This window comes from Microlunatus capsulatus, from assembly GCF_017876495.1.
In the GTDB taxonomy this organism is placed as follows: domain Bacteria; phylum Actinomycetota; class Actinomycetes; order Propionibacteriales; family Propionibacteriaceae; genus Microlunatus; species Microlunatus capsulatus.
On the sequence record NZ_JAGIOB010000001.1, the window covers coordinates 3,378,765 to 3,402,223 of the forward strand.

Below are 23,459 nucleotides of genomic sequence, written 5' to 3' on the forward strand. Positions count from 1 at the left end.
GTGGTTGGCTGGCCGCATGGCTGACCCCGTCCCCGGCTTCGACCCGGACTTCCTCGGCGTACCGGCGCCGCTGCCCGTGGTGCCCGCCGGCACCCCCGTCCGCGTGCTGCCCTTCACCCACTTCACCGTCCTGCTGCAGCCGCAGCGCCGGCTGGCGGTCGCCACCGGGGTGAACCTCGACGGCGCGCGGCTGCTGGACCTCGGCCGCGGCGACGACTGGCACCTGGACCCGCGGGTCCCGGCCCAGGAGCAGGTGGGGCCGGAGGTGTACGCCGACAACGACCTCGACCGGGGTCACCTCGTGCGCCGGCGCGACCCCGTCTGGGGTGACCGGGCGGAGGCGGAGCAGGCGAACGTCGACACGTTCAGCTACGTCAACGCGGCGCCGCAGGCCGCGCTCTTCAACCAGGGCGAGTCGCTGTGGCTGGGACTGGAGGACCTCGTGCTGTCCGCGGCTCAGGCGTCCGGTCAGCGGCTGTCGGTCTTCACGGCCCCGGTGCTGGCCGCGGACGACCCGGTCTACCGGGGCGTGCAGGTGCCGCGACGGTTCTGGAAGGTCGCCGCCTGGGCGAGGCCGGCGGCGGAGGAGGACGCCCTGCCGGTGCTGGCGGCGACCGCCTACGTGCTGGACCAGGGAGAGCTGCTCGACCCGGTGCTGCGGTCGGCGGCCCCGCCGGAGCTGGGGGCCTACCTCACCTACCAGGTGCCGGTGGCCGACGTCGACGCGCTGACGGGCCTGGACCTGGGGCCGCTGGTGGCCGCGGACCGGATGCCGACGGCCGGCGACGAGCCGGGCGCCGGGGCCGCCGAGCCCGGGGCGCGCTGGGTGCTGCTGCGGGACCGGCGAGAGCTGCAGCTCTGACGCCGGCCGTGCTCGCGGTCGTGCGGGGAGCGGTCAGCGGACCAGGGCGGGCTCGGCCAGGAGCAGCTCGCGCCACGAGCTGACGTCGGGCCGGCGGCGCAGCAGGGCGCGGCGCTCGCGCTCGGTCATCCCGCCCCAGACCCCCCACTCGATGCGGTCGTCGAGGGCCTCGGCGAGGCACTCGCGGCGGACCGGGCAGTCCTCGCAGAGCACGCGGACGCGGCGCTGCGCGGCCCCCTCGGCGAAGAGCACGTCGCCGGTGCCCCGGCAGTTGGCGGCGGTGGCCCAGTCCTCGCGGTACATGACGGTCATGGGGGTGTCCTTCCTGTGTGGCCCCGAGCTCGATGTGAACTAGGTTCGGAGCCGTACCTCCAGAAGGACTGCACCTGCGCGCGGTCAGACCTCAGGCTTCCCTCAAGACTTCAACTGCTTCCTCAGGATCGGGTCGAGCGGTCAGAAGTAGTTGCGGATGTGGAGCTGCCGACCGCCGAACAGCACGTCCCAGTCGTGGTCCTCGGCCCGGTCGCCGCCGCTCAGGTGCCCGCTGGCGCGCAGGTTCGCCGACGACTGGGCGCCGGCGTAGAGCAGGGACAGCCCGCGGCAGCTGAGCACGCGGACGTCGTCGCCGGGGTGGTCGAGCCGCGTGCAGCGGGCCTCGCCGTCCGCCACCTCCACGCGGTAGGCCCCGTCCACCAGGCCCAGCAGGTCCCCGGTCACGGCCAGGTCCAGCGAGGTCCGCAGCGACGGGGCGTACCGCCGGGCGGTCAGGGCGCCGACGACGTCCAGCACCCGCAGCATGTAGGGCGAGGAGTCCCGGACCGCCCAGCTCAGCGAGGGCAGCACCAGTCGGGCGAGGTCGTCGCCGGAGGTGTCGATCTTGACCGTCGGGGTCACGGTGGCGAAGCTGCCGAGCACCCGCAGCAGCGCGCGGTAGCCGTCGACGGTCCGCGCGAGCAGGTCGCTCACCTCCAGCGCCGCCTGCTCGCCGTAGCCCTGGCCCCGGTCCCAGACGGCGTAGCCGACCACGGCGCCGGCGTCGTCGACGGCCAGGGTCACGCCGTCGCGCTCGAGGACCTCGGCGGCGCTGTGGTCGAAGCTGACCCCGCGGCGCGACAGCGGGCCGTCCTGCTCCCGCGCCCAGCCGTCGTAGACGGCGCGGACGGCCTCGAGGTCGTCGGTCCGGGCGCGCCGGGTGGTGGTCGCCGTCGGCGCGGTCACGGCCGCGAGCGCCGCGGTGGGCACGTGCACGGTGACGAAGTCGGCCACCAGCTCGAAGCCGAAGCGGCGGTAGATCCCCGGCGCGGTCGGGAACAGCGTGGACAGGACGGCGCCCCGCCGGACGGCGTGGCCGAGGGTGGTGGCGAACAGCGGGGTCAGGGCGCCGCGGCCCCGGGCCTCGGCCGCCACCGTCACCCCCGCGATGCCGCTGGTGGGCACCAGGCCCCCGCCGAAGCAGGAGTCGTACTCGCGGTCGACCATCCGGGCGACGAGGGCGTCGTCCTCGTCGAACGCCCCGAAGCGCGCCTGGCCCGGCCCGTCCGGCGGGACGGGGCCCTCGGGGACGGGGGAGGGGAAGCCGAAGGCCTCCCAGCCGAGGCGGCGGGACGCCTCGGCGTCGTCGGGTCGGAGGGGGCGCACGGTGAGGCTCACCGGCTCATCATGGCCCGTCCTCGCTCCCGCAGCGCCCCGGCTGCCAGACTGTGCGTCCCGACGGCGACGTCGTCCGCCCCGCAGATCGGAGCCCGCGCATGTCCATCCCTCCCACGCCCGGTCCCGCGCTCGAGGTGCACGGGGAGCTGCTGCCCCGCTTCGACGAGATCCTCACCGCCGACGCGCTCGATTTCGTCGCCGAGCTCACCCGCCGCTTCGGGCCGCGCCGCGACGGCCTGCTGCGGGCGCGCGCCGAGCGGTACGCCGCCGGGCACCCGGGAGCCACCCTGGGCTTCCTCGCCGACACGGCGTCGGTGCGCGAGGACCGCGGCTGGCGGGTCGCCCCGCCCGCCCCCGGGCTGGAGGACCGCCGCTCCGAGATGACCGGGCCGACGTCGCGGAAGATGACGGTCAACGCGCTGAACTCGGGCGCCAAGGCCTGGATGGCCGACTTCGAGGACGCGACCTCCCCGACGTGGTTCAACGTCGTCGACGGCCAGGTCAACCTCTACGACGCGATCCGCCGCCAGGTCGACTTCACCGACGCCTCCGGCCGGCGCTACGAGGTGGGGCCGACGACGCCGACGATCATGGTCCGGCCGCGCGGCTGGCACCTCGACGAGCACCACCTGACGCTGGACGGCACCCCGGTCCCGGCGTCGCTGGTCGACTTCGGCCTCTACTTCTTCCACAACGCGCACACCTTGATCACCAACGGCGCCGGGCCCTACTTCTACCTGCCCAAGATGGAGTCCCACCTCGAGGCGCGGCTGTGGGACGACGTCTTCACCACCGCCCAGGAGCGGCTGCAGATCCCGCACGGCACCATCCGGGCCACCTGCCTGGTGGAGACCACGCCGGCGGCGTTCGAGATGGAGGAGATCCTCTACGAGCTGCGGGACCACTCCGCCGGGCTCAACGCGGGCCGCTGGGACTACATCTTCTCCATGATCAAGAACTTCGCCGAGGACGGGGACCACCTGCTGCCCGACCGCAGCCAGGTCACCATGACCTCCCCGTTCATGGCCGCCTACGCCAGCCTGCTGGTGAAGACCTGCCACGCCCGCGGTGCGCACGCGATCGGCGGGATGGCGGCCTTCGTGCCCAGCAAGGCCGACCCGGCGGCGACGACCGCCGCCCTGGAGAAGACCGCCGCCGACAAGACCCGTGAGGCGCAGGCCGGCTTCGACGGCTCCTGGGTCGCGCACCCGGCCCTGGTGCAGACCTGCACCGACGCCTTCACCGCCGTCCTCGGCGACCGCCCGCACCAGCTCGACCGCCAGCGCGACGACGTCGACGTGACCGCCGCCGACCTCCTCGACGTGGCGAGCGCGGGCGGCGCCGTCACCGTGGCGGGGGTGCGGACGAACATCCGGGTCAGCCTCGAATACCTGGCCGCCTGGGTGGGCGGGGCCGGCGCGGTGGCGATCGACCACCTGATGGAGGACGCCGCCACCGTCGAGATCTCGCGGATGCAGGTCTGGCACTGGGTCCGCCACGGCGCCACCGCCGACGACGGCACGACGGTCACCGAGGACCTGGTCCGCCGGCTGCTCGCCGAGGAGGCCGACCGGCTCCGTGACGGGGCCGACGAGCGCACCACCCGGCTGGTCGACGCCGCTCAGGACGTCTTCGAGACGACCTGCCTGACGACCGACTGGCCGCAGTTCTTCACCACCTACGCCTACGACCACTACCTCGCCGGAGCCGACCGCTGAGGCGGCCGACCCGGCGACGAGGAGCACGCCCGTGAGCACCCCGTCGTCCACCCGTCCGCACCCCAGCCTCCGCCGCGACGAGGCCGAGGCCCGCGCCGCCGCCCTGGCGGTGACCGCCGTCGAGGTCGAGCTGGACCTCACCGACCCCGGCGCGCCGACCTTCGGCTCGCGGACCACGCTGCGGTTCACCAGCAGCGCGCCGGAGACGTTCGTCGACTTCCGCGGCGAGGAGCTGGGGTCCGCCACGCTGAACGGCCGCCCCGTCGACGCCGACCGCTGGCAGGCTGGCCGGATCGCGCTGGTGGACCTGCAGCCCGAGAACACGCTGGTCGTCGAGGGCCGGATGGCCTACTCCAGCGACGGCGAGGGCCTGCACCGCCACGTCGACCCGGCGGACGGCAGCACCTACCTCTACGCGATGTCGTTCCTGGACGCCGCCCCGCGCTGGTTCGCCTGCTTCGACCAGCCCGACCTCAAGGCGCGCTACCGGTTCACCGTGGCCGCGCCGCCGGAGTGGACGGTGCTGGGCAACGGGCCGAGCGTCGCCGAGGGTCCGGGCCGCTGGTCGCTCGTACCGCCGCAGCCGCTGTCGACCTACTTCGTCACCCTGGTCGCCGGGCCCTACGCCTCGGTGACCGCCGAGCACGACGGCATCCGGCTGGGCTTCCACGTCCGTGCCTCGCTGCGCGCCGAGCTGGAGGCCGAGGCGGCCGACCTGGTGGAGGTGACGGCGCAGAGCTTCGACCACTACCACCAGCTGTTCGGCGTCCGGTACCCGTTCGGGGAGTACCACCAGGCGTTCGTGCCCGACTTCAACGCCGGCGCGATGGAGAACCCGGGCTGCGTCACCTTCCGCGACTCCTTCATCTACCGCGGCCGGGCCACCCAGGCCGAGCGGGCCGGCCGCGCCTGCGTCATCGCGCACGAGATGGCCCACCAGTGGTTCGGCGACCTGGTGACCATGCGCTGGTGGGACGACCTGTGGCTCAACGAGTCCTTCGCCGAGTACATGGGCCACCGCTGCTGCGACGACGCCACCCGCTACCCGGTGTGGACCGAGTTCGGGATCCGCCGCAAGGACTGGGGGGCCGTGGCCGACCAGTCGCCCAGCACCCACCCTGTGGCGGGCACCGGGGCCGTCGACGCCGCCGCGGCGCTGCAGGACTTCGACGGCATCAGCTACGCCAAGGGCGCGGCCGTCCTGCGCCAGCTGGTCGCCTACCTGGGTGACGACGTCTTCCTCGCCGGGCTGCGTACCTACTTCACCCGCTACGCCTTCGGCAACGCGACGTTCGCCGAGCTGATCGCCTGCTGGACCGAGGCCGGCGCGGTCGACCTCGACGGCTGGGCGGCGGCCTGGCTCCGCACCGCCCGGATGGACACCCTGGACGTCCGTCCGGGGCCGGGCGGGACCGCCGCGGTCGTCGTCACCGGCCCCGGGGGCGTCCGGTCACCCCGACCGCACGCCGTCACCGTCGCCGCGGTCGGGGCCGGCGGAGCGGTCGACCCGCTGGCCGACGTCGTGCTGCGCGGGGACGCCGTGCCCGTCGACGTCCCGGCGAGCGCCCGGCTCGTCGTGCCCGACGGCACCGACGCGACCTGGGCCAAGGTCCGCTTCGGTCCGGACGGCTGGTCCGACGTGGCCGCCGTCCTGCCGGCCGTCGAGGACGAGGCGGTGCTGGTCGTCGTGCACAACGCGGTCCGCGACGCCGTCCGCGACGCCGAGCTGGACCCCGCGGTCGCCCTCGACCTCGTCACCGCCTCGCTCCCCGGCGTGCCGTCGGAGGTGCTGGTCACCGTCGTCCTGGGCTCGGCGGCCGGCGCGCTGGCGGGCTCGTACAGCCCCGTCGACCAGCGCGCGGCCCGGCTGGCCCGGGTGCACAACCTCGCCGGGGCCGTCGTCGCGGGCAGCCCGGCCGGCTCGGACCGGCAGCTGGCGGGCTTCCGCCGGCTGGTCGCGTCGTCCGTCGACGTCGACCTCCTCCGCGCGTGGTCGGAGGGCCGTGACCTGCCGGCCGGGCTGGCCCTGGACAGCGAGCTGACCTGGGCCGTCGTCGAGCGGCTCGTCCAGCTCACCGGGGACGACGGTGTCCTGCAGCGGACGCTGGCCCGGGACAGCTCGTCCTCCGCGGCGGTGCACGCCGCGCGGACCCGGGCGGCCCGGCCGACCGAGGCCGCCAAGGCGGAGGCCTGGCGGCTGCTCGTGGAGCCCTCCGACGTCAGCGCCTACGAGGTCTACGCGACGGCCGAGGGCTTCTTCCCGGCCGGCCAGGAGGAGCTGACGCAGCCCTACGTCGAGCGCTTCTTCACCGAGATCGGCGGCACGGCCGCCTTCCGCCGGGGCTGGGCGCTGGGGCGGGTCGCCGGGCTCGCCTTCCCGCACCTGGCGGCCGACGCGGCGACCGTCGCGCTGGCCGAGCGCACCCTCGCGGGCGAGCTCGCCGACCCGCTGCGGCGCGAGCTGGTCGACGGCCTCGACCAGCTGCGCCGCGCCACCACCTCGCTGGAGCGCTTCACCCGCTGACCCTGCTGCGCTGTGCCGTGAGTTCACGGCACAGCGCAGCAACGTCCCGAGGACCTCGCCCGTGGGCGCTGGGCGACCGGCGTCGAGGCTCGTGGTGGATCTGAGCGGGGTCGTCCACAGATGTGCCAGAAGTCCTTGTCGGGCCTGCGCCCGCGCGGCTTCACTCGTGCCTGCTCCTCCGAGAGGGGGGAGCAGGGCGGGGGTGGGGGATGGCGGTCCGCAGGGTGGGTGCGCTCCTGGTGGCCTGCCTGGCCGGCCTCGTCAGCTGCGCTGACCCGGTTCCCCCCCGGGCCCCGCGACGTCCTGACCGCCGCTGAGCGAGCGGCGCTCGCGAGCGAGCCGGCCGGCGGCGACGTTCTGGTCGCCGTGGTCGACGGCGGTGTCGACACCGCCCACCCTGCGCTCCGGGACCGGGTCGTCCGCACCTGGCGTGCACCCGGGCTGACGGCGGAGCGCGGGACGCACGGCACCCAGGTCGCCGGCGTGCTGGCCGGGTCCGCCACGGCCGCGTGGTCCGGTGGTCTCGCCCCGGACGCGCGCCTGCTGGACGTCCAGGTGCTCGACCGCGACGGCCACGGATCGGCCGACGACCTGGCCGCCGGGCTCCGCTTCGCGCGCACGGCCGAGGCCGACCTCGTCCTGACCAGCCTCGCGCTGGGCTGGGACGCGTCCGCCGTGCGGGCGGCCGTCGAGGCGCTCGTGCGGGACGGCGTGCTGGTGGTGGCGAGCAGCGGCAACGGCTTCGACGACCTCCCGGTCTTCCCGGCGGCGTACCCGGGTGTCCTCGGCGTCGCCGCGCTCGACCGCGACGGGCGCCGTCTGGCGCTGTCGGCCTGGGCGGGGGCCGACGTCGCCGCGCCGGGGGACGCGGTGCTCGCGCCGGTCCCGGGCGGGGGCTACGCACCGGTCACCGGCACCTCGGCGGCGGCCGCGGTCGCAGCCGGCCTGCTGGCGGCCTGCGGCGGTGCCGACCACCCGGCTGCCGCCGCTCCTGCACCGCCCTGGACCAGCGGCAGCGTCGAGGACGCCGGCCGCGCACGACCCAGGCTGACCTGTCCTGGGCACCATGACGAAGGGGGACGATGAGATGACCACGACGGGGACCAGGGCGCCGCGGGCGCCGGGACTGCGCTGGAAGCAGGTGCTGGTGGGGGCGGTCGGGCTCGGCCTGGTCGGCGGGCTGGGGATGACGGCCGAGGCCGCGGCCGCCCCGCCGACCCGCGCGGCTGAGTCGGCCGTCCTGCTGGCCGACGGCCGGGTGCGGCTCGACGTCGCCGACGGACGCGGGACGACCGGCACGGTGGTGCTGGGCCTGGAGGGCGGTGAGTTCACCGCCATCGACGTCACGGCCGTCGTCGACGGCGTGACGACGCGGGACAGCTTCGCCGTGGAGGAGTTCGTCCCCACCGGCGGCGAGGGCTTCCGCGCCGAGCTGCGGTCCGAGCGCGCGGACCGCACGTTCGCGGTCGACACCACGGCTGTCACTCAGCAGGCCTTCCCGGTCCTGCTCATCCTCGGCCTGCTGGCCCGGATGGGCATCCGCTGGCTGATCCGGTGGTACGGGAAGACGGCGGTCAAGAAGGCGGCCAAGTCCTACCTGCTCAACAACATCAACGCGCAGAGGTGGCGGCACATCATGGATCCCAAGCACCTCTGGCACCGAGTGGGCGCGCGGAGCAGGGAGCAGGTCGCCGAGCTCATGGGGCGGGCCATGGCGGAGGGCGAGCACAGCGTCCGCAAGGGTTCCGACATGCAGGCCGTCTGGCGGTACCGTGGCGAAACCGTCGTGGTCACCCACGAGCGGGCCTCAGGTCGGATCTCGAACGGATGGATCAGACGGTGAACCAGCAGGACCTCGCCGGCCTCATCGCCGCTGAGCAGCTGGAGGACGCCGTCGAGGCCTCGCTCGAGCGACCCACCCGCCGAGTCGTCGAGCAGCTGGCCGGTGCGAATGCGCCGGCTGCCCTGCCGCAGTTCCTGGATCGTTGGCTGGGCGCGCTCCCTCCCTTGGAGCGGCTTGCGGCCGCGGCGTCCCTCGCATCGCGCGAGCAGCTGCTCGAGAGCCACACGGCCGCCGTCCCTGCCTTCGTGGCCGAGCTCCGTGGGTTCTGGAGCTTCACCGACAGCCCAGACTCCGAGGTCTCGCCGGCGATCATGGACCGGCTCCACGGCTACGCGGCGCAGGTCGAGAGCATGTCCTTCGACCCGGCCGTCGAGCGGCGCGATCCGCCTCGCTCACCGGTGAGCGATCCCGCGGGCTCGTGGCCGTCCGACGACGACCTGCCGTTCGAACCACTTCCGACGTTGCCGGTTGAGCAGAACGAGCTCATGTCGCTGATCGCGAGCGGGCAGCTGGACGAAGCTGTGCGGCTCGCGCTCGGGCACCGCGACGTCTGGATCCAGACCCGGCTGGACTACGTCGCGGTCGAGGACAACGACGAGGCCAGCTCGGCCTTCCTCCAAGCCTGGTTGCCCGCACTCCCTGGTTTGGAGAGGCTCCAGGCGGCCGGATGGGCGTCGTCCCACTTCCAGCTCGCGCTGGTGCACCTTCCCCACGCCTACGGCATCGGGGCCCAGTTGGTGCTGGACGCCCTCGCCGCAGGGACGGCGAGGTGGGCGGAACTCTTGCGAGACCTCGGGGCGTCCGAAGCGGCGAGCGAGCAACCCGATACCGGGTTCAGCCGGCGTCTGGTGGGCTATGCGGCTGAGCTGGACGCGATGTCGTTCGAGCCCATCCCCGCCGAGCCTTGGACCTGAGGCCGTTCGACAGGCTCAGGGCGCTCAGGCCCTGAGCCTGTCGACGGACGGCTCAGACCAGCTTCCAGGCCTCGCTCAGCACGTGCCGGAGCTTCTGCTCGATCTCGTCGAAGACCTCTTGGCCGGAGGTGAGCATCGGGGCGACCTGGACGACGGGGTCGCCGCGGTCGTCGGCGCGGCAGTAGAGGCCCGTCTCGTAGAGGGCGCCGGAGACGTAGCCGCGCAGGATCCGCTCGGACTCGGCCGCGTCGAAGGTCTCCTTGGTGGTCTTGTCCTTGACCAGCTCGATCCCGTAGAAGTAGCCGTCGCCGCGGACGTCGCCGACGATCGGCAGGTCGAGCAGCTTCTCCAGGGTCGAACGGAACGCGTTCTCGTTGCGCTGCACGTTGCCCAGCAGGTCCTCGCGCTCGAAGAGGTCGAGGTTGGCCAGCGCGACGGCGCAGGAGACCGGGTGGCCGCCGAAGGTGTAGCCGTGCGGGAAGACCGTGTCGCCCTTGCCGAACGGCTCGAAGATGCGGTCGGAGATGATCGCCGCGCCCAGCGGGGAGTAGCCCGACGTCAGGCCCTTGGCGCTGGTGATGATGTCGGGCTGGTAGCCGTACTTCTGCGCGCCGAACATGGTGCCCAGCCGGCCGTAGGCGCAGATCACCTCGTCGGAGACGAGCAGCACGTCGTAGGTGTCGCAGATCTCCCGGACCCGCTCGAAGTACCCGGGCGGCGGCGGGAAGCAGCCGCCGGCGTTCTGCACCGGCTCGACGAAGACGGCGGCGACGGTGTCCGGTCCCTCGGCCAGGATCGCCTCCTCGATGCGGTCGGCCGCCCAGCGGCCGAACTCCTTCTCGTCGTGGCCGACCAGCTCGGGGGCGCGGTAGAAGTTGGTGTTCGGCACCCGGTGGCTGCCGGGCACCAGCGGCTCGAAGGGCGCCTTGAACGGCGGGACGCCGGTGATCGAGAGGGCGCCCTGGGTGGTGCCGTGGTAGGCGATCGCTCGCGAGATCACCTTGTACTTGCCGGGCCGGCCGGTCAGCTTGAAGTACTGCTTGGCCACCTTCCACGCCGTCTCCACCGACTCCCCGCCGCCGGAGGAGAAGAAGACCTTGTTGAGGTCGCCGGGCGCCTCAGCGGCCAGCCGGTCGGCCAGCTCGACGGCGGTCGGGTGGGCGTAGGACCAGATGGGGAAGAACGCCAGCTTGCGGGCCTGCACGGCCATCGCCTCCGCGAGCTCCTCGCGGCCGTGGCCGGCCTGCACCACGAACAGCCCCGACAGGGCGTCCAGGTACTTCTTGCCGTGGGTGTCCCAGATGTAGGCGCCCTCGCCGCGCTCGATCGTCGGCACCGGCTTGTCGGCGTACCCCGACATCCGGGTGAAGTGCATCCAGAGGTGGTCGGCCGCGCTGCCGGGCCGGCTGCCGCCCTCGAGCACGGGCTCCTCGCCCCGGTAGTGGTCGGTCACGCCGTCGAGGGTCGGGTTCGGGCTGGTCATCGGGTTCCCCACTGGTAGGTCTGCTTGGACAGCTTGAGGTAGACGAAGGACTCGGTCGCGCGCACGCCGGGGATCGTCCGGATCCGGTCCTCCAGCAGGGTCAGCAGGTGGTCGTCGTCCTCGCACACCACCTCGGCCAGCACGTCGAACGAGCCGGCGGTGACGACGACGTAGTCGACCTCGGCCATGGCGCCCAGCGCCTCGACGATCGGGTCGAGCCTGCCCTCGGCCTTGATGCCGAGCATCGCCTGGCGGCGGAAGCCCAGCTGCAACGGGTTGGTGACCGCGACGATCTGCATGACGCCCGCCTCGGTGAGCCGGGCGACCCGCTGCCGGACGGCGGCCTCCGAGAGCCCGACGGCGGTGGCGATCTTGGCGTAGGAGCGCCGTCCGTCCTGCTGCAGCTGCTCGACGATCGCCTTGCTGATCGCGTCCAGCTGGACGGGTCCGCGCTCGGTCTCCGGGCGCGCGGGCACGGGTACGAGGGCGGCCGGCCGGCCCGCGGGCGCCGGCTCCGGCGGCGCGTCCGCGCCCGCCCGTCCGGCCCCGAGAGTGCTCACCCCTCGATCATGGCGGGGCTCCCGGAGGTCGGCAAGGGGATCCGCAGCGGAAACACGAATGGAACACCGATCCGCTTGCCATGCGTCATCCTGGCTGCGATAAACGTACCTGTCGGGGTGCGGGACCCGTCCGCGACGGGCGCCGCCGGGCCGGCGGTCCGCCCGCGGGGGAGTGCAGACAGCGAGGAGATCGGGTGAGCGGATCGGGCACGGCCGGGGGTCTGGCCCCCGGGCTCCGGCGGCGCGGGCGGTGGCCGCTGGGGCGGCGGGACTTCCTGCGCGGGGCCGGGATGGCCGGCACCGCCGCGGCGCTCGCGGCCTGCGGGGTGCCCGGCATCCGGGTCACCGACTACACCCCGGTGCCCGACGTCTCCGACACCGACAAGACGCTGCGCTGGTCCAACTGGCCCTTCTACATCGACGTGGCCGAGGAGGACGCCGAGGAGCCGACGACGCTGCAGAAGTTCACCGAGCGCACCGGCATCGAGGTCGCCTACACCGAGGACGTCAACGACAACGACGAGTACTTCGCGAAGATCCAGCCGCAGCTCACCGGCGGCCAGACCATCGCGGCGGACCTGTTCGTGGTCACCGACTGGATGGTCGGCAAGCTCATCCGGCTGGGGTTCCTCACCGAGTTCGACCACGCCAACATCCCGAACCTGGCGAACCTGCGCCCGGAGCTGCGCGAGGTCAGCTTCGACCCCGGCCGGAAGTACTCCATCACCTGGCAGTCCGGGCTGGCGGGGATCGCCGTCAACCCGGCGGCCGCCGGCGGGCGCGAGGTGACGTCGATGGACCAGCTGCTCACCGACCCGGCGCTGCGGGGCAAGGTCACCCTGCTCACCGAGATGCGCGACACCGTCGGGCTGACGATGATGGACCTCGGCTACGACATCGAGGACTTCACCTTCGAGCAGTTCGACCGGGCGATCGCCAAGCTGCAGGACGCCGTCGACTCGGGCCAGATCCGCCGCTTCACCGGCAACGACTACGGCTCCGACCTGGCCCAGGGCAACGTCGCCGCCTGCGTCGGCTGGACCGGCGACGTCGTCAGCCTGCAGGCCGACGACCCCGAGCTGGGCTTCGTCGTCCCCGAGGCCGGCTGCACGATCTGGAGCGACAACTTCGTCGCCCCCATCCGCAGCCCGCGCAAGAAGAACGCCGAGGCGCTGGTCAACCACTACTTCGACCCCGAGATCGCGACCCAGTCCGAGGACTGGATCAACTACATCACCCCGGTCACCGGGGTCCGCGAGGCGATGGCCGACTACGACCCCGAGCTGCTGGAGGACCCGCTGGTGTTCCCCGACGAGCAGACGCTGAGCAAGGCGCAGGTCTTCATGGGCCTGACCGAGGAAGAGGAGAACCGATGCAACCGAGCCTTCGCGAAGCTGACCGGCGCGTGACCCGCCGATGAGCGCCACCCCGACGCCGGCTGCGGCGGCGCAGGGCGGCAACGGCCTCGACATCCGCGGGCTGCGCAAGCACTACGGCCCCTTCGCCGCCGTCGACGACATCGACCTCACCGTGCCCGAGGGCAGCTTCTTCGCCCTGCTGGGCCCCTCGGGCTGCGGCAAGACGACGACGCTGCGGCTGGTGGCCGGGCTCGAGGAGCCGACGGCCGGCGAGATCCGGATCGGCGGCGCCGACATCGCCCACCTGCGGCCCTACCAGCGGCCGGTCAACACCGTCTTCCAGAGCTACGCGCTGTTCCCGCACATGACGATCTTCGAGAACGTCGCCTTCGGCCTGCGCCGCCGCAAGGAGAAGGACGTCGACGCCCGGGTCAACGAGATGCTCGAGCTGGTCGAGATGCAGCACCTCGCCAAGCGGAGGCCCACCCAGCTCTCCGGCGGCCAGCAGCAGCGGATCGCCGTCGTCCGGGCCCTGGTCAACAAGCCCAAGGTGCTGCTGCTCGACGAGCCGCTGGGCGCCCTCGACCTCAAGCTCCGCCGCCAGCTGCAGCTGGAGCTCAAGCGGATCCAGACCGAGGTCGGCATCACCTTCGTCCACGTCACCCACGACCAGGAGGAGGCCATGACCATGGCCGACACCATCGCGGTGCTGAACAAGGGCAGGGTCGAGCAGGTCGGGGCGCCCGTCGACCTCTACGAGAACCCCCGGACCGCCTTCGTCGCGGGCTTCCTCGGCCAGTCGAACCTGCTGAGCGTCAACGTCGTCAGCCGGGACGCGAGCACGGTGGTGCTGGACTTCCACGGGGTCCGGCTGACCATGCCGGCGGCGCGGCTGAGCGCCAGCGGCACCGCCGTCGAGGCCGGGGTCCGGCCCGAGAAGATCACGATGACCGCGCTCGGCGAGGCCCCCGCGGGGACGAACAGCATCGACGGCCAGATCGTCGACGCGTCCTTCATCGGCGTCTCCACCCAGTACCTGGTGCAGTCCCTCGCCGACCCGGAGGAGGAGCTGACGGTGTTCAGCCAGAACAGCTCGACCGAGATCCGCCGGGTGGGCGACCGGGTGAGCGTGCACTGGCACCCCGAGCACACCTTCGGGCTGCACGAGGGGGCCTGGATCGAGGCCGACGCCGCGGAGATCGCCTCGTGAGCGTGGCCGGCGCCCCGGCCGGGCCCGCCCTGGGCCGGGCCGCCGCACCCGAAGCCGGCCCCGGAGGACCGGCGAGCGGCGCCCGCTCCGGACGGCTGACGCCCTACTTCCTGCTCCTGCCGCTGGGCCTGGCCCTGGTGGTGTTCTTCCTGCTCCCGCTGCTGAGCCAGCTCAACAGCTCGCTGACCTCCGGCGGGCTGGAGGAGGGCTACCGCTTCGACTGGGCCGTCGGGAACTACGTCGAGGTCTGGCTCGACTACTGGCCGCAGTTCCTGCGCTCGTTCCTCTACGCAGCCGCGGCCACCGTGCTGGCCCTGCTGATCGCCTACCCGCTGGCCTACACGATCGCCTTCAAGGTCGGCGACGGCTGGCGCCCGGTGCTGCTGGTGCTCATCGTGGCGCCGTTCTTCACCAGCTTCCTCATCCGCACCCTCGCCTGGACGACGGTGCTGGCCGACGACGGCTGGGTGGTGGCCGCGCTCCGCGGCAGCGGCGTCCTGTTCCTCACCGACGGCGTCGGCCTGACCACCGACGGCCGGGTGCTGGCCACCCCGCTGGCGGTCATCCTGGGGCTGACCTACAACTTCCTGCCCTTCATGACGCTGCCGCTCTACGCGTCGCTGGAGAAGCAGGACCGCTCGCTGCTGCAGGCCTCGGGCGACCTGTACGCCAGCGCCTGGGACGGGTTCTGGAAGATCACCTGGCCGCTGTCGCTGCCCGGGGTGGTCTCCGGGACGCTGCTCACCTTCATCCCCGCGACCGGGGACTACGTCAACGCCACGTTCCTCGGCTCCATGCGCGAGTCGATGGCGGGCAACGTCATCGACGCGCTCTTCCTGCGGGTGCGCGACTACAACCACGCGGCCGCGCTCTCGATCTCGCTGATGGTGGCGATCGTCGCCCTCGTCGTCCACTACGTGCGCCGCGCCGGTACGGAGGACCTCGTCTGATGGCTCTGCTCACCCGCCCCGCCACCGAGACCCCGGCCCCGCCCCGCCCGGCCGCGCCGGCCCGCCGCCGCGGCCGGACCGGCCGCTGGGTCCGCGACCACCTCGTCACGTTCTTCGGGATCGCCGCGCTGGTCTACCTCTTCATCCCGATCGCGGTCGTCGTGGTGTTCAGCTTCAACGCGCCCGAGGGCTCGTTCAACTACACCTGGAACCGCTTCTCCCTGGACGCGTGGGCCAACCCCTGCAGCGTCGAGGGCCTCTGCGCCTCGCTCGGGCTCAGCATCAAGATCGCGCTGCTGTCCACGGTGGCGGCCGTGGTCCTCGGCACCCTCGCGGCCTTCGCGCTGGTCCGCCACGAGTTCCGGGGCAAGGCCCTGGCCAACGTGCTGATCTTCGTCCCGATGGCCACCCCGGAGGTCGTCGCCGGCTCCTCGCTGCTCGTCCTCTTCGTGGGCACGGGCTTCCCGCTGGGTCAGACGACGATCTTCATCGCCCACACCGTCTTCTGCATGAGCTTCGTCGTGGTGACGGTCAAGGCCCGCCTGGTGGGGCTCGACCCGCGGCTGGAGCAGGCCGCCCAGGACCTCTACGCCAACCGGTGGCAGACGTTCTGGCGGATCACCTTCCCGCTGATCCTGCCCGGCGTCGTGGCGGCGGCCCTGCTGTCGTTCTCGCTGTCCTTCGACGACTTCATCATCACGAACTTCAACTCGGGCTCGGAGGTGACGTTCCCGATGTACGTGTGGGGCGCGGCCAAGAAGGCGCTGCCCCCGCAGATCAACGTCATCGGCACCGCCATGCTGCTGATCGCCCTGGCGGTGACCATCGCCGGCCGGGTGGTCGGGGACCGGCGGGCGGCCCGGTGAGCCCGGCCGACGTCTCCGCCGGCGTCCCGACGGGCGGATCGGGGGAGGAGCTCGCCCTCCTCGACCCGGCGACCGGCCGGACCCTGGTCCGCTACCCGCTGGCCACCGCGGCCGACGTCGACGCCGCCGTGGGCCGGGCGGCCGCCGCCTTCCCCGCCTGGTCGCGGACGACGCCGGGGGAGCGCTCGGACCTGCTGCACGCCCTCGCGGCCGAGCTGCGGCGCCGGGCCGACGAGCTGGCGGCGGTGGAGACCGCGCAGACGGGGAAGCCGCTGCGGCTCAGCACGGGCTTCGACGTCCCGGGCACCATCGACAACACGGCCTTCTTCGCCGGCGCCGCCCGGGTCCTGGAGGCCAGCGCCGCGGGGGAGTACTCCCCGGACCACACCTCGATGACCCGGCGGGAGCCGCTGGGCGTCATCGGCTCGGTGGCGCCCTGGAACTACCCGCTGCAGATGGCCGGCTGGAAGGTGCTGCCCGCGCTCGCGGCCGGCAACACCGTCGTCCTCAAGCCCGCCGAGATCACCCCGCTGACCGCCGTGCTGCTCGCCCGGGCCGCGCGCGCCGTCGGCTTCCCCGACGGCGTCCTCGAGGTCGTGGCCGGCACGGGCGCCGACGCCGGGAACGCCCTGGTCGGGGACCCCCGGGTGGCCATGGTCTCCTTCACCGGCTCGACCGCCGTCGGCCGGCAGGTGATGGGCGTCTGCGCCCGGCGCGGTGCCCGGGTGCACCTGGAGCTGGGCGGCAAGGCCCCGATGGTGGTCTTCGACGACGCCGACCTCGAGGCCGCCGTGCACGGGGCCGTCGCCGGCTCCCTGATCAACACCGGCCAGGACTGCACCGCCGCCACCCGGGCCTACGTCCACCGCTCGCTGCTCGACGCCTTCGTCGAGGGGGTCGCCGACCTCTACGCCGGCATCGTGCTGGGCGACCCGGCCGACCCGGGCACCGACCTCGGGCCGCTCTCCAGCGCGCGGCACCGGGACAAGGTGCGGGCGATGGTCGAGGCGGCCCGGGCCGAGGGGGCCACGGTCCGGGCGGGCGCCCGGCTGCCGGGCGGCGACCTGGCCGACGGTTTCTGGTCCGCGCCGACCCTGGTCACCGGGGCCGACCAGCGCTCGGCCCTCGTGCAGGAGGAGGTGTTCGGCCCCGTGCTCGCGGTGCTGCCCTTCGACTCCGACGACGAGGGGCTGGCGCTGGCCGACGACACCCCCTACGGCCTGGCGGCCTCGGCCTGGACCCGCGACCTCGGCCGGGCGCTGCGCGCTTCGGCGGAGCTCCGCGCGGGTACGGTCTGGGTCAACGACCACATCCCGATCTTCTCCGAGATGCCGCACGGCGGCGTGGGGGCGTCGGGCTTCGGGAAGGACATGTCGGCCTACGCGCTGGCCGAGTACAGCACCGTCAAGCACGTCGCCCTCGACCGCACCGGGACCGCCCGCAAGGCCTGGCACCGGACGGTGTTCGGCGACCCCGCGGACCGCGGCGCCGACGAGGTTACCGACGGGTAGCCCACGGCTTTCCCCGCTTGATCGGCCACGTCACAATCATGTTGCGTGTCCAGCGGGTGACGGCAGCACAACTTGCAGTTCGTCAATTCGTCACCTAAGACTTGTCCCCGGCGTGGGTCGGGAACTGACCCACCCTCGACCGCGCACCACGAGAGCGCAACTTCCCGGAGGAGAACCATGCGAGCACGAACTCGCGCCATGGCCGCCGCTTCGCTGACCACCCTCGCCCTGCTGGCGACGGCGTGCGGCGGCGGCGGTGGCGACACCACCGACCCGGCCGCGTCCCAGCCGGCCGGCACGGCCGGCGGTGAGATCTCGATCCAGGGCTGCACCCCGCAGAAGGGGCTGCTCCCCGGTCTGACGAGCGAGACCTGCGGCGGCAACGTCCTGGACGCCATCAGCGCCAAGCTGGTGCACTACAACACCGAGACCGCGGCGCCCGAGAACGACATCGCCGACAGCATCGAGACCACCGACAACCAGAACTTCACCGTGAAGCTGAAGTCGGGCTTCAAGTTCTCCGACGGCACCGACGTCAAGGCCAAGAACTTCGTCGACGCGTGGAACTACTCGGCCAACTGCGCCAACGGCCAGGACGCCAACTACTTCTTCACCCCCTTCGCCGGCTACGCCGAGATCAACACCGAGGAGTGCAAGGGCGTCGAGGAGTCCGCGACCCTGACCGGCCTCAAGGTCGTCGACGACGCCACCTTCACGATCCAGACCACCGAGAAGGTCTCGAACCTGCCGGTCCGCCTGGGCTACACCGCGTTCTCCCCGCTGCCGGACTCCTTCTTCACCGGTACCGGGGCCAAGGACCAGGAGAAGGCGCCCGTCGGCGCCGGCCCGTTCATGGTCACCGAGAACACCGCGACCAACATCGTGCTGGAGAAGAACCCGAACTACGGCGGCCAGTACAAGCCGAGCGTCGACAAGGTCAACTACCGGATCTACTCCGACCCGACCGCGGCCTACAACGACCTGCTGGGCAACCAGCTCGACTACGTCGAGCAGGTCCCCTCCGACCGGCTCGTGGGCGACGCCTACAAGACCGAGCTGGACAACCGCTTCCTCGACCAGCCCGTCGGCGGCAACACCTGGGTGACCTTCTCGCCCGCCGACGACCAGCTGCAGGCCAAGCCCGAGCTGCGCAAGGCCATCTCGATGGCCATCGACCGGGACCTGATCATCAAGCAGATCTTCAACAACTCGGTGCAGAAGGCCGACGGCTGGGTGCCCCCGACCGTCGACGGCTACAAGGCCGGCCAGTGCGGCGAGGCGTGCAACTTCGACGCCACCAAGGCCAAGGAGATGTTCACCGCGGCCGGCGGCTACTCCGGCACGCTGACGATGAGCTACAACGCCGACGGCGCCAACAACAAGCAGTGGAGCGAGGCCGTCGCCAACTCCATCAAGAACACCCTGGGCATCGAGGTCGTCGCCACCCCGGTCGTCGACTTCGCGACCTACAACAACAAGCTCGAGAACGACGAGATCAAGGGCATCTTCCGCAACGCGTGGCAGCAGGACTACCCCTCGATCGAGAACTTCCTCGCGCCGATCTACGGCAGCAACGCCGACTCGAACTACGCCCGCTACAAGAGCGACAAGTTCGACAGCGAGCTGGCGCAGGCCGCGGCCGCCCCGAACGTCGAGGAGGCCAACACCCTGTACCAGCAGGCGGAGGCCACCCTGGCCGCGGACTTCCCGACCGCGCCGCTGTGGAACCGGTCCTTCCAGGCCGGCTACTCCACCAACGTCACCAACGTGAAGATGAACGCCTTCGGGGTCGTCGACCTCACCGCGATCCAGCACGTGTGACCTGAGGTCGAGGGGGTCGGCGCTCGTCGCCGGCCCCCTCACCCCTGCTCGGGGGCGAGCAGGGCGGCAGGGGCGCGGCGCGCCCCGTCTTCTACGCTGAAAGCGACGAGGGGAGACCCATGGGCAAGTTCATCATCCGGCGTCTGCTGCAGATGATCCCCGTAGCGCTCGGGACGACGTTCCTCATCTTCGCGATGGTGTTCGCGACCGGCGACCCCCTCTCGGGGCGGTGCGGCGAGCGGCCGTGCTCCCCGGCCTACGCGCAGGCCTTCACCGCCGAGTACCACCTCGACCAGCCCCTGGTGGTGCAGTACGGCTTCTACATGGGCAAGCTCCTCCAGGGCGACCTCGGCACCAACTTCTTCGGCAACCGCGTCGCCGACGAGCTGCTCCAGCGCTACCCGACCACCATCACGCTGGCCCTGATGGCCGTGGCCTTCGAGCTCGTGGTGGGCGTGGTCGCCGGTGTGCTGACCGGCATCCGCCGCGGCGGCTTCCTCGACAACCTGGTGCTGGTCAGCACCCTGGTCGTCATCTCCATCCCGATCTTCGTCATCGGCGCCCTGGCCCAGCTGGTGTTCGGCGTCCAGCTCGGCTGGTTCCCGATCACCGCCACCCAGGGCACCGTCGGGCAGCTGGTGCTGCCCGCCCTGGTGCTCGGCTCGACGTCGGTGGCCTACGTGGCCCGGCTGACCCGCGGCAACGTCGCGGAGAACCTCCGCTCGGACTACGTCCGGACCGCCCGGGCCAAGGGCCTCACCCAGGGCCGGATCGTCGGCGTGCACACGCTGCGCAACTCCCTGATCCCGGTGATCACGTTCGTCGGCGCCGACCTCGGCGCCCTGATGGGCGGGGCGATCGTCACCGAGCGGATCTTCAACATCAACGGCGTCGGCGGGTTCATCTTCCGCAGCATCGCCCAGCGCGACGGCACCTCCGTCGTCGGGGCGGTGACCGTGCTGGTCGTGATCTTCCTGCTGGCCAACCTGCTCGTCGACATCCTGTACGGCGTCCTGGACCCGAGGATCAGCAATGACTGACGTGAGCGTGAGCGGCGCCGGCGGACCGGCGCAGGAGGCCGCCGCCGTGCAGCCGGGCGGTGCCGTCCGCGGCCGCTCCCTGTGGGCGAGCGCGTGGGGCGAGCTGCGCCGGAACCCGCTGTTCTGGGTGGCCGCCGCGCTGATCCTCGTCTTCGTCGTCATGGCGGTCGTGCCGCAGGTCTTCACCTCGACCGACCCGACCAGCGCCGACCTCAACCGCGCCCGCGAGAAGCCCTCGCTGGGCGGCGGGCTGTTCGGCTACGACAGCCAGGGCTACGACGTGTACGCCCGGACCATCCACGGCGCCCGGGCCTCGATCCTCGTCGGCGTGCTGTCGACGCTGGCCACGACGCTGCTCGGCGGTGCCGTCGGCCTCGTCGCCGGCTACCGCGGCGGCTGGCTGGACGCGCTGTTGCAGCGCGTGGGCGAGATCTTCTTCGCCCTGCCCCTGCTGCTCGGCGGGATCCTCTTCCTCTTCACCTTCCCCAACGACCTCGACACCCCGCTGATCCTGCAGGTGCTGAAGATCGTCGCCTTCATCGCGCTGCTGGGCTGGCCGAACATCGCCCGGCTGATGCGCTCCAGCGTGCTGCAGGTGAAGCCGAACGACTACGTGCAGGCGGCCCGGGCGCTGGGGGCCAGCAACGGCCGGATCATCTTCCGGCACATCCTGCCCAACGCCCTCGCCCCGGTGATCATCGTGTCGACGATCAACCTCGGCGTGTACATCGCGGCCGAGGCGACCCTGTCGTTCCTCGGCATCGGGCTGCAGCCGCCGGCCATCTCCTGGGGCACCGCGATCTCCGACGCGTCGGCGATCGGCCTCATCCGGGTGGCGCCGCACATGCTGCTGTTCCCCAGCATCTTCCTGTCCCTGACCGTCCTCGCCTTCATCATGCTGGGCGACGCGGTCCGGGACGCCCTCGACCCCAAGCTCCGCTGAGAAACGAGGCACCCGTGTCCTCCGCCGTCACCCCCGACCGACTCGAGGCCGGCCAGTCCACGCGCTGGCGGGCCCAGGACGGGCTGCTGCTGGACGTCGACGACCTGCAGGTGGAGTTCCGCACCCGCGAGGGCGTCGCCAAGGCCATCAACGGCGTCTCGTTCGCCCTGCACGAGGGCGAGACGCTCGCGATCCTCGGCGAGTCCGGTTCCGGCAAGTCCGTCACCGCCCAGGCCGTCATGGGCATCCTCGACTCCCCGCCCGGCTTCGTCACCGGCGGCCAGATCCGCTACTGCGGCGAGGACCTGCTCACCATGTCCGAGGAGCAGCGCCGGCAGGTCCGCGGCCCCGAGATCTCGATGGTCTTCCAGGACGCGCTCAGCTCGCTCAACCCCGTCTTCACCGTGGGCTGGCAGATCGCGGAGATGTTCCGCAAGCACCGCGGGCTCAACAAGTCCGACGCCCAGGAGCAGGCCGTCCGGCTGATGGAGCGGGTGCAGATCCCGGGCGCCCGGCAGCGCGTCAAGGCCTACCCGCACCAGTTCTCCGGCGGCATGCGGCAGCGGATCATGATCGCGATGGCCATCGCGCTGGACCCGGCGGTGCTGATCGCCGACGAGCCGACGACGGCGCTGGACGTCACCGTGCAGGCCCAGATCATGGACCTGCTCAAGGAGCTGCAGGAGGAGCGCCGGATGGGGCTCATCCTCATCACCCACGACCTCGGCGTCGTCGCCGACGTGGCCGACCGGATCGCCGTCATGTACGCCGGCCGGATCGTCGAGCACGCCGACGTCTTCGACCTCTACGGCCGGCCCGCGCACCCCTACTCCAAGGGGCTGCTGGAGAGCATCCCGCGGCTGGACCAGAAGGGCCACGAGCTGGCCGCCATCGGCGGGCTGCCGCCGAACCTCATGCGGATCCCCGCGGGCTGCTCGTTCAACCCGCGCTGCCGCTACGCCCAGGACGTCTGCCGGGTCGACCCGCCGCCCGCGCTGCGCGACCTCGGCCACCACCGCGGCAGCGCCTGCCACTTCGCCGAGGACGTGCTGGCCGGGACCGCGCAGCAGACCCGGCGCGAGATCGACGGCGAGGTGCTGGCAGATCCCGTGGGCACGACGCCGGACCAGGCGACGCCCGCAGACGACTCACGACCCGAAGGACGTGGCAGCTATGCCGGATGACGTGATCCTGCAGGCCGAGGGCCTGGTCAAGCACTACCCGATCAAGGCCGGCGTGCTGCGCCGGACGGTCGGGCACGTCAAGGCCGTCGACGGCGTCAGCTTCGAGCTGCGCCGCGGCGAGACCCTGGGCGTGGTGGGGGAGTCGGGCTGCGGCAAGTCGACGCTCGGCCGGATGCTCATGCGGCTCGAGGAGCCGACGGCGGGGCAGCTGACGTTCGACGGCGTCGACATGTACGCCCAGCAGGGCGCGGCGATGCGCAAGCTCCGCCGCGACATCCAGATCGTCTTCCAGGACCCCTACACGTCGCTGAACCCGCGCAAGACGGTGGGTGACATCATCGGCGAGCCCTTCGAGATCCACCGCGACGTGGTGCCGAAGGGCGGCCGCCGGCGCCGCGTCCAGGAGCTGCTGGACCTCGTCGGGCTGAACCCGGAGCACATCAACCGCTACCCGCACCAGTTCTCCGGCGGCCAGCGGCAGCGGATCGGGATCGCGCGCGGCGTGGCCCTCAACCCCAAGGTGCTCATCTGCGACGAGCCGGTCTCGGCGCTCGACGTCTCGGTGCAGGCGCAGGTCGTCAACCTGCTGGAGCGGCTGCAGGACGAGCTGGGCCTGGCCTACGTCTTCATCGCCCACGACCTCTCGGTCGTGCGGCACATCTCCGACCGGGTCGCCGTCATGTACCTGGGCAGCATCGTGGAGATCGGGGACGAGGACCAGATCTACTCCCGGCCCACCCACCCCTACACCCAGGCGCTGCTGTCGGCGGTGCCCGTGCCCGACCCGACGCTGCGCGGGTCCCGGCAGCAGATCAAGCTCGTCGGCGACGTGCCCAGCCCGGCCAACCCGCCCTCGGGCTGCCGCTTCCACACCCGCTGCTTCAAGGCGCAGGACAACTGCCGCACCGAGGTGCCGGTGCTGGAGCCGCGTCCGGACGGGGTGTCCGCGCACGCCTCGGCGTGCCACTACGCCGCCCCGCTGTCCCTGGTCGGGTCGGAGTCGCGCTCGGCATAGGGTGTGG

General features: G+C 72.4%; 20 protein-coding genes. 16 read left to right on the forward strand and 4 right to left on the reverse strand.

What is annotated here, in order from left to right:
* Positions 1–16: 16 nt before the first annotated feature.
* The gene (locus tag JOF54_RS15625) at positions 17–862 is read left to right on the forward strand and encodes a DNA/RNA non-specific endonuclease (RefSeq protein WP_210057505.1); all 846 of its coding nucleotides are present in this window, start codon (positions 17–19) and stop codon (positions 860–862) included.
* A 33-nt stretch (positions 863–895) separates the two neighbouring features.
* Here the strand turns inward: JOF54_RS15625 and JOF54_RS15630 are convergent, their stop codons facing one another.
* The gene (locus JOF54_RS15630; protein WP_210057506.1) at positions 896–1,174 is read right to left on the reverse strand and encodes a WhiB family transcriptional regulator; all 279 of its coding nucleotides are present in this window, start codon (positions 1,172–1,174) and stop codon (positions 896–898) included.
* A gap of 141 nt (positions 1,175–1,315) precedes the next feature.
* Positions 1,316–2,512, reverse strand: coding sequence for a GNAT family N-acetyltransferase (locus tag JOF54_RS15635; protein ID WP_210057508.1), 1,197 nt, complete (start codon positions 2,510–2,512; stop codon positions 1,316–1,318).
* Between the two features lie 98 nt (positions 2,513–2,610).
* Here JOF54_RS15635 and aceB point away from each other — a divergent pair, with 98 nt between their 5' ends.
* The 5 genes from aceB to JOF54_RS15660 all read left to right on the forward strand — a co-directional run bounded on the left by aceB (position 2,611) and on the right by JOF54_RS15660 (position 9,511).
* A complete protein-coding gene (aceB, locus tag JOF54_RS15640) occupies positions 2,611–4,230 on the forward strand; it encodes a malate synthase A (RefSeq protein ID WP_210057510.1) in 1,620 nt (539 codons plus the stop codon).
* Between the two features lie 31 nt (positions 4,231–4,261).
* Positions 4,262–6,754, forward strand: a complete 2,493-nt coding sequence (gene pepN, locus JOF54_RS15645; protein ID WP_210057512.1) for an aminopeptidase N — start codon at positions 4,262–4,264, stop codon at positions 6,752–6,754.
* 120 nt (positions 6,755–6,874) lie between these two features.
* Entirely contained in the window at positions 6,875–7,840 is a 966-nt protein-coding gene (locus JOF54_RS15650) for a S8 family serine peptidase (RefSeq protein ID WP_245358150.1), read from the forward strand.
* A 1-nt stretch (position 7,841) separates the two neighbouring features.
* The gene (locus tag JOF54_RS15655; RefSeq protein ID WP_210057516.1) at positions 7,842–8,597 is read left to right on the forward strand and encodes a polymorphic toxin type 35 domain-containing protein; all 756 of its coding nucleotides are present in this window, start codon (positions 7,842–7,844) and stop codon (positions 8,595–8,597) included.
* The gene (locus JOF54_RS15660) at positions 8,594–9,511 is read left to right on the forward strand and encodes a hypothetical protein (RefSeq protein ID WP_210057518.1); all 918 of its coding nucleotides are present in this window, start codon (positions 8,594–8,596) and stop codon (positions 9,509–9,511) included. Before JOF54_RS15655 ends, JOF54_RS15660 begins: the two co-directional genes overlap by 4 nt.
* 52 nt (positions 9,512–9,563) lie before the next feature.
* Here the strand turns inward: JOF54_RS15660 and JOF54_RS15665 are convergent, their stop codons facing one another.
* Both JOF54_RS15665 and JOF54_RS15670 read right to left on the reverse strand, forming a co-directional pair.
* Positions 9,564–10,994, reverse strand: coding sequence for an aspartate aminotransferase family protein (locus JOF54_RS15665; RefSeq protein ID WP_210057520.1), 1,431 nt, complete (start codon positions 10,992–10,994; stop codon positions 9,564–9,566).
* Positions 10,991–11,554, reverse strand: coding sequence for an Lrp/AsnC family transcriptional regulator (locus JOF54_RS15670; protein ID WP_307804244.1), 564 nt, complete (start codon positions 11,552–11,554; stop codon positions 10,991–10,993). The genes JOF54_RS15665 and JOF54_RS15670 overlap by 4 nt, the downstream gene beginning before the upstream one ends.
* 194 nt (positions 11,555–11,748) lie before the next feature.
* Here JOF54_RS15670 and JOF54_RS15675 point away from each other — a divergent pair, with 194 nt between their 5' ends.
* From JOF54_RS15675 to JOF54_RS15720, 10 genes are all read left to right on the forward strand, one after another.
* On the forward strand, positions 11,749–12,963 hold the full coding sequence (locus JOF54_RS15675) for an ABC transporter substrate-binding protein (protein WP_210057522.1): 1,215 nt from the start codon (positions 11,749–11,751) through the stop codon (positions 12,961–12,963).
* 7 nt (positions 12,964–12,970) lie between these two features.
* A complete protein-coding gene (locus tag JOF54_RS15680; protein WP_210057524.1) occupies positions 12,971–14,122 on the forward strand; it encodes an ABC transporter ATP-binding protein in 1,152 nt (383 codons plus the stop codon).
* A complete protein-coding gene (locus JOF54_RS15685) occupies positions 14,119–15,072 on the forward strand; it encodes an ABC transporter permease (RefSeq protein ID WP_307804246.1) in 954 nt (317 codons plus the stop codon). The genes JOF54_RS15680 and JOF54_RS15685 overlap by 4 nt, the downstream gene beginning before the upstream one ends.
* Positions 15,072–15,938 carry an ABC transporter permease gene (locus tag JOF54_RS15690; RefSeq protein ID WP_210057526.1) on the forward strand — a complete coding sequence of 289 codons (867 nt, stop codon included), beginning with the start codon at positions 15,072–15,074 and terminating at the stop codon, positions 15,936–15,938. Before JOF54_RS15685 ends, JOF54_RS15690 begins: the two co-directional genes overlap by 1 nt.
* Complete coding sequence (locus JOF54_RS15695; protein ID WP_210057528.1) at positions 15,935–17,449, forward strand: aminobutyraldehyde dehydrogenase; 1,515 nt, start codon at positions 15,935–15,937, stop codon at positions 17,447–17,449. Before JOF54_RS15690 ends, JOF54_RS15695 begins: the two co-directional genes overlap by 4 nt.
* Positions 17,450–17,647: 198 nt before the next feature.
* Entirely contained in the window at positions 17,648–19,270 is a 1,623-nt protein-coding gene (locus tag JOF54_RS15700) for a peptide ABC transporter substrate-binding protein (protein ID WP_245358153.1), read from the forward strand.
* A 119-nt stretch (positions 19,271–19,389) separates the two neighbouring features.
* Positions 19,390–20,310, forward strand: a complete 921-nt coding sequence (locus JOF54_RS15705; protein ID WP_210057532.1) for an ABC transporter permease — start codon at positions 19,390–19,392, stop codon at positions 20,308–20,310.
* A complete protein-coding gene (locus JOF54_RS15710; protein ID WP_210057533.1) occupies positions 20,303–21,253 on the forward strand; it encodes an ABC transporter permease in 951 nt (316 codons plus the stop codon). The genes JOF54_RS15705 and JOF54_RS15710 overlap by 8 nt, the downstream gene beginning before the upstream one ends.
* Before the next feature lie 83 nt (positions 21,254–21,336).
* On the forward strand, positions 21,337–22,437 hold the full coding sequence (locus JOF54_RS15715; RefSeq protein WP_210059614.1) for an ABC transporter ATP-binding protein: 1,101 nt from the start codon (positions 21,337–21,339) through the stop codon (positions 22,435–22,437).
* Positions 22,427–23,452 (forward strand): ABC transporter ATP-binding protein, encoded by a 1,026-nt coding sequence (locus tag JOF54_RS15720; RefSeq protein ID WP_210057535.1) that lies wholly within the window; start codon positions 22,427–22,429, stop codon positions 23,450–23,452. The genes JOF54_RS15715 and JOF54_RS15720 overlap by 11 nt, the downstream gene beginning before the upstream one ends.
* Positions 23,453–23,459 lie beyond the last annotated feature (7 nt).

What these genes read in the sequence shown, in the direction of transcription:
- JOF54_RS15650 (WP_245358150.1), top strand. Translation starts at nt 6,875, where the DNA reads ATGTGCCAGAAGTCCTTGTCGGGCCTGCGCCCGCGCGGCTTCACTCGT.
- JOF54_RS15680 (WP_210057524.1), top strand. Translation starts at nt 12,971, where the DNA reads ATGAGCGCCACCCCGACGCCGGCTGCGGCGGCGCAGGGCGGCAACGGC.
- JOF54_RS15700 (WP_245358153.1), top strand. Translation starts at nt 17,648, where the DNA reads ATGGCCGCCGCTTCGCTGACCACCCTCGCCCTGCTGGCGACGGCGTGC.
- aceB (WP_210057510.1), top strand. Translation starts at nt 2,611, where the DNA reads ATGTCCATCCCTCCCACGCCCGGTCCCGCGCTCGAGGTGCACGGGGAG.
- JOF54_RS15710 (WP_210057533.1), top strand. Translation starts at nt 20,303, where the DNA reads ATGACTGACGTGAGCGTGAGCGGCGCCGGCGGACCGGCGCAGGAGGCC.
- JOF54_RS15720 (WP_210057535.1), top strand. Translation starts at nt 22,427, where the DNA reads ATGCCGGATGACGTGATCCTGCAGGCCGAGGGCCTGGTCAAGCACTAC.
- JOF54_RS15690 (WP_210057526.1), top strand. Translation starts at nt 15,072, where the DNA reads ATGGCTCTGCTCACCCGCCCCGCCACCGAGACCCCGGCCCCGCCCCGC.
- JOF54_RS15625 (WP_210057505.1), top strand. Translation starts at nt 17, where the DNA reads ATGGCTGACCCCGTCCCCGGCTTCGACCCGGACTTCCTCGGCGTACCG.
- JOF54_RS15655 (WP_210057516.1), top strand. Translation starts at nt 7,842, where the DNA reads ATGACCACGACGGGGACCAGGGCGCCGCGGGCGCCGGGACTGCGCTGG.
- JOF54_RS15665 (WP_210057520.1), bottom strand. Translation starts at nt 10,994, where the DNA reads ATGACCAGCCCGAACCCGACCCTCGACGGCGTGACCGACCACTACCGG.
- JOF54_RS15705 (WP_210057532.1), top strand. Translation starts at nt 19,390, where the DNA reads ATGGGCAAGTTCATCATCCGGCGTCTGCTGCAGATGATCCCCGTAGCG.
- JOF54_RS15630 (WP_210057506.1), bottom strand. Translation starts at nt 1,174, where the DNA reads ATGACCGTCATGTACCGCGAGGACTGGGCCACCGCCGCCAACTGCCGG.